The organism is Serratia sp. ID 25-353 (assembly GCF_054792795.1).
The window spans coordinates 4,008,984-4,024,924 of record NZ_CM139236.1 but is presented as its reverse complement, the minus strand read 5'-3'; the positions used below and the strand labels follow the sequence as shown (position 1 = coordinate 4,024,924).

At 61.4% G+C, this 15,941-nt stretch carries 9 protein-coding genes; 5 read left to right on the top strand and 4 right to left on the bottom strand.

The genetic code is table 11. The features are described from left to right. The first annotated feature begins 121 nt into the window (after positions 1-121). The 4 genes from ACYF6X_RS19365 to ACYF6X_RS19350 are packed head-to-tail and all read left to right on the top strand — an operon-like array spanning position 122 to position 9,812. Positions 122-6,097 carry an alpha-2-macroglobulin family protein gene (locus ACYF6X_RS19365; protein WP_130017432.1) on the top strand — a complete coding sequence of 1,992 codons (5,976 nt, stop codon included), beginning with the start codon at positions 122-124 and terminating at the stop codon, positions 6,095-6,097. Between the two features lie 49 nt (positions 6,098-6,146). Beyond that, a complete protein-coding gene (gene pbpC, locus ACYF6X_RS19360; protein WP_130017431.1) occupies positions 6,147-8,495 on the top strand; it encodes a penicillin-binding protein 1C in 2,349 nt (782 codons plus the stop codon). Positions 8,496-8,555: 60 nt separating this feature from the next. After that, positions 8,556-9,326, top strand: coding sequence for a tRNA pseudouridine(65) synthase TruC (gene truC, locus ACYF6X_RS19355; protein ID WP_130017430.1), 771 nt, complete (start codon positions 8,556-8,558; stop codon positions 9,324-9,326). Positions 9,327-9,359: 33 nt separating this feature from the next. Then, positions 9,360-9,812, top strand: a complete 453-nt coding sequence (locus ACYF6X_RS19350) for a flavodoxin (RefSeq protein ID WP_033654121.1) — start codon at positions 9,360-9,362, stop codon at positions 9,810-9,812. Between the two features lie 57 nt (positions 9,813-9,869). Here the strand turns inward: ACYF6X_RS19350 and ACYF6X_RS19345 are convergent, their stop codons facing one another. The 4 genes from ACYF6X_RS19345 to map all read right to left on the bottom strand — a co-directional run bounded on the left by ACYF6X_RS19345 (position 9,870) and on the right by map (position 14,787). Then, the gene (locus tag ACYF6X_RS19345) at positions 9,870-10,259 is read right to left on the bottom strand and encodes a DUF3461 family protein (RefSeq protein WP_004931929.1); all 390 of its coding nucleotides are present in this window, start codon (positions 10,257-10,259) and stop codon (positions 9,870-9,872) included. Positions 10,260-10,388: 129 nt separating this feature from the next. After that, positions 10,389-11,213 (bottom strand): 2,3,4,5-tetrahydropyridine-2,6-dicarboxylate N-succinyltransferase, encoded by an 825-nt coding sequence (gene dapD / locus ACYF6X_RS19340; RefSeq protein ID WP_004931932.1) that lies wholly within the window; start codon positions 11,211-11,213, stop codon positions 10,389-10,391. Positions 11,214-11,255: 42 nt separating this feature from the next. After that, positions 11,256-13,919, bottom strand: a complete 2,664-nt coding sequence (gene glnD / locus ACYF6X_RS19335) for a bifunctional uridylyltransferase/uridylyl-removing protein GlnD (protein ID WP_063990788.1) — start codon at positions 13,917-13,919, stop codon at positions 11,256-11,258. A 73-nt stretch (positions 13,920-13,992) separates the two neighbouring features. Next, the gene (gene map, locus ACYF6X_RS19330) at positions 13,993-14,787 is read right to left on the bottom strand and encodes a type I methionyl aminopeptidase (protein WP_004931936.1); all 795 of its coding nucleotides are present in this window, start codon (positions 14,785-14,787) and stop codon (positions 13,993-13,995) included. A 345-nt stretch (positions 14,788-15,132) separates the two neighbouring features. Between map and rpsB the strand changes: the two genes are divergently transcribed. Continuing rightward, positions 15,133-15,858, top strand: a complete 726-nt coding sequence (gene rpsB / locus ACYF6X_RS19325) for a 30S ribosomal protein S2 (RefSeq protein ID WP_016929891.1) — start codon at positions 15,133-15,135, stop codon at positions 15,856-15,858. The last annotated feature ends 83 nt before the right edge of the window (positions 15,859-15,941 follow it).

Genomic DNA, 15,941 nt, shown 5'->3' with positions numbered 1-15,941 from the left:
GCCGCCCGGCAGTGTAGAGTACTCGCGCGGATGCCGGGCAGGAGAGCCGACGGCGTCTTTCGGCTCGGTTGAACCGCGGCGGTTGACCGGGGCTGCATTAGGATGATGAGGTGCTGCAATAATGGATTTATTAAGGTTTATCCTGCGTTTGCCTTTTACCCTGGTTAAGGGTGTTTGTCGCCTGCTCGGTGGGGCGTTGTCGCTGTTGGGGCGGTTGCTGAGACCGCTGGTCGGCAACCTCAGCTGGCGTGCGCCGGCCTGGTGGGCTGCGCTGCCGCGCGGTTTTTTGCGGCTCGAAAGCGGCGTGGATAAACACCCGAAAGCGATTGGTCTGGGCCTGCTGCTGTTGGCTGGTGCCGCAGGCGGCGCGTTTTACGGCTGGCACTGGTGGCAAAACCGGCCTCAGCCTATCGAGCCTGCGCCGATGGTAGTCCAAGAGGTCAGCGCCGCGCTGGCCAACCCCGAGCCGATAGATTACGCCGCCGCCCGGCTGGCGCCGCAAACGGTGAGCCTGACCTTCAGCGGGTCGGTCGCGCCGATCGCCGAAGTGGGTAAAACCGTGAGCGCCGGCATCATTCTGAAGCCGACGGCGGAAGGCCAATGGGCGTGGAGCAATGAGTCGACGCTGGTGTTCACGCCGAAAAAACCGCTGCCGATGGGCGCGAAATATGACGTGACCCTCGAGCCCGCCACGTTGCTGGCGCCGCAGGTCAAGCTCGCCAAAACCCGTTATGCCTTCACCGTGCCCGCGTTCGATTACCGTCTGGGGCAGGCCGAGTATTACCGCGATCCGCAAGATGTGCAGAAACGTAGCGCGATTTTTAATTTGCAGTTCAATGCACCGGTTGACGTCGCCAGCTTTGAAAAACAGATTTCGTTGGGATTGAAAGAAGGCAACACTTCCTCCGAGAAAAAGCTGAACTTCTCTCTGGTCTATGACGAGAAAAAACTGAACGCTTGGGTGCATTCCGAGCCGTTGCAGGCGCTGGATCAGGGCGGCGCAGTGCATCTGACCGTCGGCAAGGGTGTTAAATCGACGGCGGCCGGCAATGCGGTCGAAGAGGCGAAAAGCAACTGGGTCAAAGTCCCGACGCTGTACAGCCTGGCGTTGAGCGACGCCAGCGCTCAGGTGGTGGACACCGACGGCGGCCAAGGGCAGCGTGCGCTGGTGGTCGGCTTCAGCGATGCGGTGAAAGATAAAGAGCTGGCGCGGGCCACCAAAGCCTGGCTGCTGCCGCAGCACGATCCGAGCGATGCCGAAGCCGCCAACGATGCCGAAGATTTCTATCAATGGACGGTCGACAGCGTCGGTAAAAACGTGCTGGCGCAGGCGACGGCATTGCCATTGACGCTTAACGAGGCTGAAGAGGCCTACCAGCCGCAGTTCAGCTTCCGCTTTGAAGCCCCGGCGCATCGCTTCGTGCTGATCGAGATAGACAACCAGCTGGTTTCCGTCGGCGGTTACAAAATGCCGAAGAAGGTTTATCGGGTGGTCGAAGTGCCGGAGTTCCCGAAATCGCTGCAGTTCATGTCCGCAGGCTCGCTGCTGTCGGTCAACGGTGACAAACAGATCAGCGTGGCGGCGCGCAACGTGGCGGGCCTGCGGCTGGACATCAAGCGGGTGATCCCGAGCCAGCTGCAGCACATCGTCTCCTTCAAAAGCCGGGAGTACTCGTCCACGGAATTCAACCGGCTCAACGACGAATATTTCACCGAGCATTTCAAATACCAGACGGCGCTCAACAACGAGCGGCCGGGCGAAGTGAACTATCAGGGCATCGATCTCTCCCGTTATCTCTCCACCAACGCCAGTTCCCATCGCGGAGTGTTCCTGCTGACGCTGTCTGAATGGCAGCCGAACCGAAAACCGGCGGCGGAAGAGGCGGGCGCCGAGCCAGAACAGGAACCGGACGAGAGCACCGGGGATGATCAGCCCGACGTCGGCGATTCGCGCTTTGTGGTGGTGACCGATCTGGGCATTGTCGCCAAGAGTTCGCAGGATAAGACGCGCGACGTCTTCGTGCAGTCGATTCAAAGCGGCGCGCCGGTCAGCGGCGCCAACGTGTCGGTAGTGGCCAAAAACGGCGTGACGCTGCTCAGCCAAACCACCGGGGCCGACGGCCACGTGCGTTTCCCGGCGCTCGACGTGTACACCCACGAGCGCCAGCCGGTGATGTTCCTGGTGGAAAAGGAAGGGGATGTCTCCTTCCTGCCGACCGGCAGCTATAACGATCGCGGGCTGGACTTCTCGCGCTTCGACGTCGCCGGTGAACAAACGCCGACCGATCCGCGTACGCTCGGCAGCTACCTGTTCTCCGATCGCGGCGTTTATCGACCGGGGGATACTTTCAATATTGGCCTGATCACCCGCGCCGCCGACTGGCGCGTTGGCCTGGCCGGCGTGCCGGTGCGCGCCGAAGTCCGCGATCCGCGCGACAAGCTGATGACCACCGTGCCGCTGACGCTGGGCGCCAGCGGTTTCAACGAGCTGAGCTATACCACCGATGAAAACTCGCCCACCGGCGAGTGGAACGTCTATCTGTATCTGATCGGCAAAAACAACGATACCTCCACGCTGCTCGGCCATACCGCGGTCAATGTGAAGGAGTTCGAGCCGGATCAGCTGAAAGTGAAGCTGGCGCTGACGCCGAATCGCCAGCAAGGCTGGGTCAAACCGTCCGAGCTGAAGGCCAGCATCGATGTGCAGAACCTGTTCGGTACTCCGGCGCAGGATCGCCGCGTGACCACCAGGCTGACGCTGCGGCCGATGTATCCGAGCTTCGATCGCTTCCCGGATTATGCGTTCTATGAAAACCGGCAAAACAGCGACGGGTTCGAAACCGAGCTGGAAGATCGCACCACCGATGAGCACGGCGTGGCTGAGATACCGCTCGATCTGAAATCCTACGCCGACGCTACTTATCAGCTGCAGCTGCTGTCGGAGGCGTTCGTCGCCGGCGGCGGGCGCTCGGTGGCGGCTACCGCCCGTACGTTGGTTTCCCCTTACGATTACCTGATTGGGGTGAAGGCGGACGGCGATCTGGGCTACATCAACCGCGACGCGGATCGGCATCTGAACGTGATCGCCATCGATCCGGACCTGAAACAGATCGCCATGCCGAACCTGAAGCAGGTGTTGATCGAACAGAAATACATTTCGGTGCTGACCAAACAGGATTCGGGCGTTTACAAATACCAGTCGAAGATGAAGGAAGTGCAGTTGTCGGAACAGCCGCTGGCGCTGAGCGAGCAGGGCGCGGATCTGCGGCTGGCGACCGATAAGCCGGGCGATTTCGTGCTGGTGATTGAAGATGCGCAGGGCAAGACGCTCAACCGCGTTGCCTACAGCGTGGCCGGCAACGCCAACCTGAGCCGTTCGCTGGATCGCAACGCCGAACTGAAGCTGAAACTGAACCAGGCGGAATATCAGCCGGGCGAGGAGATCGAGGTGGCGATCAACGCGCCTTATACCGGTAGCGGTTTGATCACCATCGAGAAGGACAAGGTTTACGCCTGGCAGTGGTTCCACACCGACACCACCAGCTCGGTGCAGAAGATCCGCGTGCCGGCCGGCATGGAGGGCAACGGCTACATCAACGTGCAGTTCGTGCGCGATATCAACTCCAGCGAAATCTTCATGAGCCCGCTGAGCTATGGCGTGATGCCGTTCAAGATCAGCACCAAGGCGCGCCAAAACAGCCTTGAGGTGACGGCGCCGGAGGTCATCAAGCCGGGTGAAAACCTGACGATGACGGTCAAGACCGACGCGCCGCAGCAGGTGGCGCTGTTTGCCGTCGATGAGGGCATTCTGCAGGTGGCGCGTTACCGCCTGAAGGATCCGCTGGAGTTCTTCTTCAGCAAGCGCGAACTGAACGTGAGCAGCGCCCAGATCCTCGACCTGATCCTGCCGGAGTTCAGCAAGCTGATGGCGCTGACCGCGGCGCCGGGCGGCGATGCGGGCGAAGGGCTGGATCTCAACCTCAACCCGTTCAAGCGCAAGCGCGACAAGCCGGTGGCCTATTGGTCCGGCATTACCGAGGTCAGCGGCGAGAAGCAGTTCGTCTACCCCGTACCGGACTACTTTAACGGCAAGATCCGCGTGATGGCGATTTCGGTGACGCCGGAGAAAATCGGCAAGGCGCAAACCGCCGCCACGGTGCGCGACAACTTCATCATGACGCCGAACGTGCCGGCGATGGTGGCGCCGGGCGACGAGTTCGACGTCAGCGTGGGCGTCAGCAATAACCTCGAAGGGTTGAACGGCCAGTCGGTGGCCATCAACGTTCTGCTGACGCCGCCGCCGCAATTGGAGGTGGTGGGCAGCGCGACGCAAAGCCTGACGCTGGCGGAAAAACGCGAAGGCGTGATCGCTTTCCGTCTGCGCGCCAAATCCGTGCTGGGCGATGCGCCACTGGTGTTCGACGCCCGTTACGGCGACCAGGCCAGCCGCCGCACCGTCAGCACCTCGGTGCGGCCGGCAGCGCCATACCGTACCCAGTCGGTGATGGGGCGGATGGGCGGCGGCAGCCAGAACGTTGATGGCCTGCGCCAGATGTTCGACGCTTTCGCGCAGCGCAGGGCGGCGGTGTCGAATTCGCCGCTGGTGCTGACCAGCGGGCTGGCGCAATACCTGGCGGATTATCCGTATTACTGTTCCGAGCAGATTGTCAGCCGCTCCATTCCGCTGATGCTGCAGAGCCGCCACCCAGAGATGAAAAGCAGCCTAAGCCAGGCGGAAGTCAGCAAGCAGCTGCGCAACCTGCTTGGCGTGCTGCGCGCCCGCCAGAACGACAGCGGAGCGATCGGCGCCTGGCGTTCGTCGCCGGATGCCGATCCTTTCGTCACGCCTTATGTAGTGCAGTATCTGCTCGAAGCCAAAGCGGCGGGCTACCCCCTGCCAGAAGGTATGCTGGACGAGGCCAACGGCGCGTTGCGCGAACTGGCGGCCAGCGGATTCGACGATCTGTATCTGCTGCGCCTGCGCAGCTGGGCGGTTTACCTGCTGACGCTGCAGGGCGAGGTGACCACCAACTCGCTGGCGGCGGTGCAGGATACGCTGCAAAAACGCTATGGCGAAGGGTGGAAAACCGATCTGAGCGCGCTGTATCTGGCCTCTTCCTATCGCCTGTTGAAGATGGACGACGAAGCCGCCGCGTTGCTGCAACCGAGCTGGCAGCAACTGAGCAAGGCGTATGACAGCGCCTGGTGGACGCAGAATTATTTCGATCCGCTGGTGCAGGATGCGACTCGGCTGTATCTGATTACCCGTCACTTCCCGGAGAAGGTGGCGTCGATCCCGCCGCAGGTGCTGGAGAATATGGTCAAGGCGCTGAAAGAAGAGCGTTACACCACCTACTCTTCCGCGATGAGCATTCTGGCGCTGGAAAGCTATTCGACCCAGGTGGCGGCGCAATCCGCCAACGCGGACGCCTTGGGCATCGTGCAGGTAGGCAAAACCGGCGGTGAGCCGCAGCGCATCAGTGAGCTGCAGGGGTTGTTCGTGCAGGGGCAGTTCAACGCCGATGCAACCGCGGTGCGCTTCACCAACGGCGGCAATGCGCCGGCCTGGTATGTGGTGACGCAGGCCGGTTACGATCTGAATGCGCCGCAAAAAGCGCTGTCGCGCGGGATTGAGATCGTCCGCGATTACACCGACGAGCAGGGCAAACCAGTGACGCAGGTGACGCTGGGGCAGAAGATCAACGTCCATCTGAAGGTGCGCGCCAACTCGAAAGAGGGGCAGAGCAACCTGGCGATCGTCGATCTGCTGCCGGGCGGGTTCGAAGTGGTGCAGCAGACGCCGCCGGAGCCGGCCGATGCCGGCGAGGAGAGCGACGATCGCGGCGGTTGGCAGTCGCCGCTGGCCGCTACCGGCTCCACCTGGGCGCCGGATTACAGCGATATCCGTGAAGATCGGGTAATTATCTACGGCAGCGCCGGCACCGAGGTGCAGGAGTTCGTCTATCAGATCAAGGCCACCAATACCGGCAGCTTTATTATTCCACCGGCCTATGGCGAAGCCATGTATGACCGAGAAGTGCAGGCCATGTCGGCCGGTGGCGGCAAGCTGGTGGTGGTGCCGGCGGGCAACGACTAGGCCGGATCCGGCGCCAGGCCAGCGTCTGGCACCGGGGTGGTGAGAACGTATGAAGATCCTGACCGGGCGCGTGCTGCAAAACGGCTTGATGGCGGCGTTTTTACTGGCGCTGCTGTTGACCGCGATTCGGCTGTGGCCGCATCCGCCCCTGTGGCAGGGGCTGCCGCAGTCTTCCGTCTATTACGACAGGCATGGCGCGCTGCTGCGCATCACCCTGGCCAACGACGATCGCTACCGGCTGTGGACCCCGCTGGAGCAGGTGTCACCGCTGGCGGTACGCGGGCTGCTGCTGCACGAAGACCGCTGGTTCTACTACAACCCCGGCTTCAACCCCGTCAGCCTGATGCGCGGCTTCTGGCGCAGCTATGTCGCCGGCGGCAAAATGCAGGGCGGGTCGACCATCAGCATGCAGCTGGCGCGCATGCGCTGGCATCTCAATACCCGTACGCCGGGCGGCAAGGTGCTGCAGGTGCTGCGCGCGGTGCAGCTGGAGCTCAGCTACTCCAAGCGCGATATCCTGGAAGCCTATCTGAATTACGCCCCCTATGGCCGCAACATCGAAAGCATCGGCGCCGCCAGCCTGATCTATTTCGCCAAGTCGCCGAAGGATTTGACCCTGCCGGAGGCGCTGACGCTGGCGGTGCTGCCGCAGTCGCCCAGCTACCGTCTGGAGCCGAAAACCGGCGTGCTAGGCGCTGCGTTGACGCAGGCGCGTAACCGTCTGTTCCAGCGCTGGCAGCAGGTTTACCCCACCGACGCCAGCCAGCAAACGCTGTTCCGCCTGCCGCTGGCGCTGCGGCAGCCTGAGCAAGTACCCTATATCGCGCCGCACTTTATCGAACAGCTACGCCAGCAGACGCAGCAACTGGTGCAGCGCGATACGCGCGTCGACACCACGCTGGACGCCGGGTTGCAGCGGCTGGTCGAACGGCAGGTCAACGCGTTTATCGCCCGCAACCGCAGCCGCGGCATTCAAAACGCCGCGGTGCTGTTGGTAGACAGCCGCGATATGGGGGTGCGCGCGCTGGTGGGATCGGCGGACTATTACAACCGTCCAATCCAGGGACAGGTGAACGGCACCAACGCCAAGCGTTCGCCGGGATCGACACTGAAGCCATTCATCTACGCGCTGGGTATGGAGCAGGGCGTGCTGCATCCGATGACCATCCTGAAAGACGTGCCTTCGTCGTTCGGCGCCTATGCGCCGGAAAACTTCGACCGGCGCTTTCTCGGCCCGGTGACCGCCACCGATGCGCTGAATTTCAGCCGCAACATTCCGGCGGTGTATGTCGCCTCGCAGCTGCGCCAGCCGACCTTTTATCAGTTTTTGCGTCTGACCGGCGTGGCCAATATGGCCAGCGAGAGCCACTACGGGCTGTCGCTGGTGCTGGGCGGTGGTGAGGTGACGGCGCAGGAATTGGCGAAGCTGTACGCGCTGCTGGCGAACCGCGGCGAGCTGCGGCCGCTTCGCATGCAGCTGAACGAGGTCGAATCGACGCCGGTGCGGCTGCTGAGCGAGGAGGCCAGTTTCATCACGCTGGATATGCTGCGCCAGCACCGGCGGCCGGGCGATACGCTGGCACAGCGTTCTTCATCGCTGCCGGTGTACTGGAAGACTGGCACCTCCTGGGGCTTTCGCGACGCCTGGAGCGTCGGGATTTTCGGCCCTTACGTGCTGGTGGTGTGGGAGGGCAATTTCGACGGGCGCGGCAACAATGCGTTGGTCGGCGCCGAGGCCGCCGCACCGCTGTTCTTCAACATCATCGACAGCGTCAACGCCAGTTACCCCGGCCTGCGGGAACCGAAGCACCCGTTCCCCCAACGGCTGCGGCGGGTGGACATTTGCCTCGCCAGCGGCGATCTGCCAACGCCGTGGTGCCAACAGAAGGGCAAGACCTGGTTTATTCCCGGCAAGTCGCCGATCAAGGTCGACAGCGTCTATCGGCCGGTGGTGCTGGATATTCACAGCGGCGAGGTCGTTTGCCCACCGTATGACGCGGCGCAGACCCGCACCGAAATCTTTGAGTTCTGGCCTTCCGATCTGGCCAACGTCTTCGCTCAGGCCGGGTTGCCTAAGCGCACGCCGCCGGTCAACCGCTGCAAGGACAACGGCATCGCCGTCGGCGGCAACGCGCCGCGCATCACTTCGCCGCTGAAAAATACCACCTATACCTTGCGCCAGTCGCAGCAGGGACGGGACAAAATCGCCTTCAATGCGGTGACGGACGCCGACAGCAAAACGGTGTACTGGTTCGTCGACGATATCTATCTCGGCAGCAGCGCCAGCAAAAAGCCGATCGACTGGCGGCCGATAAACAACGGGCGCTACCGCATTCGGGCGGTGGACGATCGCGGCCGCGCCGATACGCGGCTGGTAACCATCGAATGGGTGAACTAGCGCTGAGCCGCACGCCTGTTATACTCGCGCCCGAAACGGCTATTTACCTGGGAAAGCGATGTGATTGAGATTTTGTATCAGGATGAACACCTGGTGGCGGTGAACAAACCGTCGGGCTGGTTGGTACACCGCAGTTGGCTGGATCGTCATGAAACACGCTTTATGATGCAAACGGTGCGCGATCAGCTCGGGCAGCACGTCTTTACCGTGCACCGTCTCGATCGCCCGACGTCCGGCGTGCTGCTGATGGCGCTCTCCAGCGAGGTGGCGCGCCTGCTGTCGCTGCAGTTCGAGCTGCATCAGGTGCAGAAAACCTACCATGCGGTGGTGCGCGGTTATGTGCGGGAGGGGGCGACCCTCGACTACCCGCTGGCGGCGGAGCTGGACAAAATCGCCGATAAACATGCCGATGCCGATAAGGGGCCGCAGCCGGCGGTGACGCACTACCGTCCGTTGGCGCAGGTAGAGATGCCGGTGGCCGTCGGCCGCTACGACAGCGCGCGGTACAGCCTGGTGGAGCTGCAGCCGGAAACCGGCCGCAAGCACCAGCTGCGACGCCACATGGCGCATCTTCGCCATCCGATCATCGGCGACAGCAAGCACGGCGATCTGCAGCAGAACCGCGGTATGGCGCAGCATTTCGGCTGCCCGCGCCTGATGCTGCACGCCAGCCATCTGCAGCTGACGCACCCGGTGACCGGCGAGCCGCTGCGGGTGACGGCGCGCTGGGACGAAGACTGGCAAGGGGTGATGACGCAGTTCGGTTGGGCGGGGCTATTCCCTGAACTTGCCGGGGTTGAGTTTAGCGCGGCTAACGGTCAGGATAGCTGACAATTTTTAAAGGTAATGAAGGGAGTAGGAGCCATGGCTCAGGTTGGTATCTTCGTGGGAACGGTCTACGGCAATTCGCTGCTGGTGGCGGAAGAAGCGCAAAACATCCTCAGCGAGCAGGGCCATGAGGTCAAACTGTTCGAAGAGGGCACGCTGGAGGCCTGGCAGTTTTATCGCCAGCACTACGCGCTGGTGATCACCTCCACCACCGGGCAGGGCGATCTGCCGGACAGCATCGCGCCGCTGTTCCACGCCATTCGCGATCAGGTCGGCTACCAGCCGGAGCTGCGTTATGGGCTGATCGCCCTCGGCGACAGCAGCTATGACAACTTCTGCGGCGCCGGGCGCGCGTTCGACGCGCTGTTGCAAGAGCAGGGCGCCACCCGCGTTAGCGAAGTGCTGGAGATCGATGCGATGGAACAGCCGGAGCCGGAAGTGGCCGCCTGTCCGTGGGTCGAGCAGTGGGGCACGCTGCTGCAATCGTAAAGTAAAAAGGCGCCGCGAAAGGGCGCCTTGGCGATGATGCGGATCAACCGATCCGCATTACTTGCCGCGGGTGAGTTTTTCCAGATCGGCTTCGATCTCGGCAATCTTGTGCGACACCACGCCTTCGAGATGGCGCAGGTCGTCGAGGATTTTACGCTTCAGATCCACTTCCACCTGATCGCGCTGGCACAGCTGATCCAGTTCGTCGATCACGTAACGCAGGTTCGGGTTGATCTCGTGAATTTCCTTGTAGCCCTGGCCGGCGTTGTCCGCCACCACGGTTTTACGCTGGCGTGGGTACTTGAACTTCACGCTCTTGGCGAAGAACTCGCCCTTGTCCTTGCGGAAATAGATCTTGAGGATGTCGTTGTTGGCCTCTTGACGCAGGCTATAGCGATCGACGTCTTCCGGTTGATTGATGCCCAAACTCTTCAAGTTATCGTACATACTGCGCCCTCTTTAGATGTGATCGTTATATTCCACGACTGCAATTATGGCGGAAAGCGAGATCTGCGACTGTGACTGCCAGCGAAACGCAGACAAAAAAATAGCGGGTGAATCACCCGCTATTTCAATTTAGTCGATAGTACGCAATAACTCATTAATGCCGACTTTACCGCGCGTTTTGGCGTCGACTTTCTTGACGATCACCGCGCAGTACAGGCTGTAAGAACCGTCTTTCGACGGCAGGTTGCCGGAAACCACCACCGAACCCGCCGGTACGCGGCCGTAATGGATTTCGCCGGTCTCGCGGTCATAGATGCGGGTGCTCTGGCCGAGGTATACGCCCATCGAAATCACCGAGCCTTCTTCCACGATCACGCCTTCCACCACTTCGGAGCGCGCGCCGATGAAGCAGTTGTCTTCGATGATGGTCGGGTTGGCCTGCAGCGGCTCCAGCACGCCGCCGATGCCGACGCCGCCGGACAGGTGAACGTTTTTGCCGATCTGAGCGCAAGAACCGACGGTGGCCCAGGTGTCGACCATGGTGCCTTCGTCGACGTAGGCGCCGATGTTAACGTAAGACGGCATCAGCACGGTGTTGCGAGCGATGAACGCGCCCTGGCGCACGGTGGCCGGCGGCACGACGCGGAAACCTTCCTTCTGGAAGCGCGCTTCGTCGTAGTCGGCGAACTTCATCGGCACCTTGTCGTAGTAGCGGGTTTCCGCGCCGTCCATCACCTTGTTGTCGTTGATGCGGAAAGAGAGCAGCACGGCTTTCTTCAGCCACTGATGGGTGACCCATTGACCGTCGATCTTCTCGGCGACGCGCAGGGCGCCGCTGTCCAGCAGGCCGATCACCTGGTTTACCGCTTCGCGCGTTACGGTGTCTACGTTCGCCGGGGTGATGTCCGCACGGCGCTCGAAGGCGCTTTCAATAACGTTCTGTAATTGCTGCATGCTGTTCTCTTTCCTGATGTTGTCGGTAAAAAGTTACTTGTATCACATTTTATCGTTTGGGGTGAGGGCCTCTGTCAACCGTAGCTCCAACTTTCTGCGCGTTTCTTGGTCGAGTGCGCGCCGCTCGCCGTCGGCCAGGATAAACAAATCCTCGACCCGCTCGCCGATGGTGGAAATGCGCGCGCCGTGCAGCGACAGCCCCAGGTCGGCGAACACTTCGCCCACCCGCGCCAGCAGGCCGGGCTGGTCGAGCGCGGTCAGCTCCAGGTAGCTGCGACGGTCGGTATGGGTCGGCAGGAAAGTGACCTCGGTCGGCACGCTGAAGTGACGCAGCTTGGAAGAGGGCCGGCGCACGCGCGGTGGCTGATACTCCCGCTGGGTGATGGCCTGCAGCAGCGCCTGGCGGATCGCCGCGTGGCGATCCTGCGCCAGCGGGCTGCCGTCCGGCTCCAGCACGATAAAGGTGTCCATCGCCATACCGTCGCGGTTGGTGAAGATCTGGGCGTCGTGCACGCTCAGATTGCGGCGATCCATTTCCCCGGCGACGGCGGCGAACAGATAAGGACGGTCCGGGCTCCAGATGAAGATCTCGGTGCCGCCGCGCGTCGCCTGGCGGCTGACCAGCACCAGCGGCTGGGTGGAATCGTGGGCCAGCAGGTGGCGGGCGTGCCACGCCAGCTGATTTGGCGAGTGGCGCAGGAAATAGTCGGCGCGGCAGCGGCTCCAGATGCGGTGCAGCGCCTCTTCGTCGATGTTGTCCATGCGCAGCAGCGCCAGCGCCTGCAGGCGGTGGTGGCGCACGCGTTCGCGCAGATCGGGGCTGTTCTGCATGCCGCGGCGCAGCTGTTTCTCGGTGGCGAAATACAGCTCGCGCAACAGGCTCTGCTTCCAGCTGTTCCACAGGGTTTCGTTGGTGGCGCAGATATCCGCCACCGTCAGACACACCAGATAGCGCAGGCGGGTTTCGCTCTGCACTTCGCTGCTGAACTGCTGAATCACCGTCGGATCCTGGATATCGCGGCGCTGCGCGGTGACCGACATCAGCAGGTGGCAGCGCACCAGCCAGGCTACCAGTTGGGTTTCTCGCGAGTTGAGGCCGTGCAGTTCGGCGAATTCCACCACGTCTTCCGCGCCGAGGATCGAGTGATCGCCGCCGCGCCCTTTGGCGATATCGTGGAACAGTGCTGCCAACAGTAATAATTCCGGGTGCGGCAGGCGCGGGTACAGCTCCACGCACAGCGGATGGCGCGGCCGGGTTTGCGCATCGGCGAAGCTCTCCAGCTTCTGCAGCACGCGGATGGTGTGTTCATCGACGGTATAGGCGTGGAACAGGTCGAACTGCATCTGCCCGACGATCTTGCCCCACTGCGGCATATAGGCCCACAGCACGCTGTGACGGTGCATCGGCACCAGCGCGCGCGACACCGCGCCGGGGTGGCGCAGGATGGCCATAAACAGATCGCGCGCTTCCGGAATGGTGCACAGCGGCTGTTTCAGATGGCGGCGCGCGTGGCGCAGCTGGCGCACGGTGGTGGAGTAAATGCCCTTGATCTCGCGGTTGCGCACCATCAGGTAGAACATGCGCATGATGGCTTGCGGCTCGCGGATAAACAGCGTTTCGTCGCGCAGATCGATTAGATCGCCACGCAGCTGGAAATCGTCGTTCAGCGGGCGCGGCTTCTCGGTGGCGTCCAGCGCCAGGATGGCCTCGTCGAACAGCTGCAGCAGCATGTGGTTCAGCTCGCTGACGCGCCGCGTCATGCGGTAGAAGTCTTTCATCATGCGCTCGACCGGCTCGTTGCCTTCGCCTTCATAGCGCAGCAGCTGCGCGACGCTGAGCTGCCGATCAAACAGCAGGCGGTTGTCGTAACGCGGCAGCACCAGGTGCAGCGCGAAGCGGATGCGCCACAGGAAGCTCTGGCACTCGTTCAGCTCGTTGCGCTCGGCCTGGGTGAGGAAACCGAAGCCGACCATTTCGTCCAGCGAGGTGGCGCCGAAGTGGCGGCGCGCCACCCACAGCAGCGTGTGGATGTCACGCAGGCCGCCGGGGCTGCTTTTGATATCCGGCTCCAGGTTATAGCTGGTGCCGTGGTAGCGCTGGTGGCGCTCCTGCTGCTCGTTGATCTTGGCGTGGAAAAACTGCGGTGAAGGCCAGAAGCCGTCGCTGAAGATATGTTTTTGCATCTGCAGAAACAGCGCGACGTCGCCGCAGATCATGCGCGATTCGATCAGGTTGGTGGCCACGGTCAGATCCGCCAGCCCTTCCAACAGGCATTCTTCCAGGGTGCGTACGCTGTGGCCCACCTCCAGCTTGAGATCCCACAGAAGGGTGATGAATTCGCCTACCCGCTGCGACTGCTGCTCCGTCAGCCGGCGCTGGCTGAGCACCAGCACGTCGATGTCCGACAGCGGGTGCAGTTCGCCGCGGCCATAGCCGCCGACCGCCACCAGCGCAGTTTCCGGGATATCTTCGAAGCCGTAGAAGGTCCACAGCCGGCGCAACAGGCGATCGATGAAGTCGCTGCGCGCCGCCACCAGGCTTTCGGCGCTGGATCCGGCGTCGAACGCCGCTGCCAGCCACAGCTGGAACTGCTCCAGCCGCTGTTTCAGCTCCGGACAGGTGAGCTCGTCGTCGCCGTAGGCGCTGGGAGAGACGGGTGGCATCGGCACGGCCGGGGCCGCCTGTTGAAGGAGATTGTCAGACATAGTGCGCAGCCCATAAAAAAGGCCGGCAAAAGCCGGCCTGGTGATATTCTGCACGCGGCGTTCGCCGCGGTGCTTACATCTCGTGCGTAATGATGTTGGGGATGGTGTCATCCTTGCGCAACGTCATTATCTCGCAGCCGTTATCAGTGACCACAATAGTATGCTCATACTGCGCCGACAAGCTGCGATCTTTGGTTTTTACCGTCCAGCCGTCTTTCATGGTGCGGATGCGGTAGTCACCGGCGTTGACCATCGGTTCGATGGTGAAAGCCATGCCCGCCTGCAGCACCACGCCGCCGTCGTCGGCGTCATAGTGCAGCACCTGCGGCTCTTCGTGGAACACTTCGCCGATGCCGTGGCCGCAGTACTCGCGTACCACGGAGAACTTCTCGGCTTCGACGAATTGCTGGATAGCCTTGCCCAGGGTGCGCAGGCGGATGCCCGGCTTGACCATCTTCAGCGCCAGATACAGGCTTTCCTGAGTGACGCGGCACAGGCGCTCGCCCAGAATGGTCGGTTTGCCGACGATGAACATCTTCGAGGTGTCGCCGTGGAAGCCGTCTTTAATCACGGTCACGTCGATATTGACGATGTCGCCGTCTTTCAGCGTTTTATCGTCGCTCGGGATGCCGTGGCACACCACTTCGTTCACCGAAATGCACACGGATTTCGGGAAGCCGTGGTAGCCGAGGCAGGCGGAGATGGCCTGCTGCTCGTTGGTGATGTACTCGTGACAGATACGGTCCAGCTCGCCGGTGGTCACGCCAGGTTTGACGTGCGGCTCGATGATTTCCAGCACTTCGGCGGCCAGGCGGCCGGCCACGCGCATTTTTTGGATGTCATCAGGTGTTTTAATTGAGATTGCCATGAAATTCGTCCGCAGGTGTCGTTATCGTCGACAATAAGAAGCAGTGACTTATGGTATCAGCCCGGCCGGAGGCTGCCAAATTTCATTTCCCGATGCCCGGCGCAAAGCAACAAAAGTTGGTGTCGGCAGCGGGTTTATGGTATAAAGCGCGCCGGCGATCCGCGACTTGGTTCTTGTGGCCTGGCAGGAATTGGCCGAAAATACTTTAACTGCACTCATTTTGTGTAAATAACACACACGTATCGGCACATCCGCCGGGGTGCCCTGAGGTGACTTGTCGCCGCCAGGGTCGGCGTTATGGGATACGTGGAGGCATAACCCCAATTAATCTATAGAGGTTTAATCATGGCAACTGTTTCCATGCGCGACATGCTCAAGGCTGGTGTTCACTTCGGTCACCAGACCCGTTACTGGAACCCGAAAATGAAGCCTTTCATCTTCGGCGCTCGTAACAAGGTTCACATCATCAACCTGGAGCAGACCGTACCAATGTTCAACGCCGCTCTGGCTGAACTGAGCAAGATCTCTTCCCGTAAAGGCAAGATCCTGTTCGTTGGTACCAAACGCGCAGCAAGCGAAGCGGTAAAAGACGCTGCGAACAGCTGTGACCAGTTCTTCGTAAACCACCGCTGGTTGGGTGGCATGCTGACTAACTGGAAAACCGTTCGTCAGTCCATCAAGCGTTTGAAAGATCTGGAAATCCAGTCTCAAGACGGCACCCTGGACAAGCTGACCAAGAAAGAAGCGCTGATGCGCACTCGTGAACTGGCCAAGCTGGAAAACTCCCTGGGCGGTATCAAAGATATGGGCGGTCTGCCAGACGCACTGTTCGTTATCGATGCCGATCACGAGCACATCGCGATCAAAGAAGCCAACAACCTGGGTATCCCGGTATTCTCTATCGTTGATACCAACTCCAACCCAGACGGCGTTGACTTCATCATCCCTGGTAACGACGACGCAATCCGTGCAGTAAACCTGTACCTGACTGCCGTTGCTGCCGCTGTGCGTGAAGGTCGTTCTCAAGATCTGGCCGTTCAGGCGGAAGAAGGCTTCGTAGAAGCTGAATAATAAGGCAAGCTCGTCACTGAGCCCTTATTAACCAGGTATTGACATATGTTGGTTAGGGGGGCCTGTAAAGGCCCCCTTTGCTT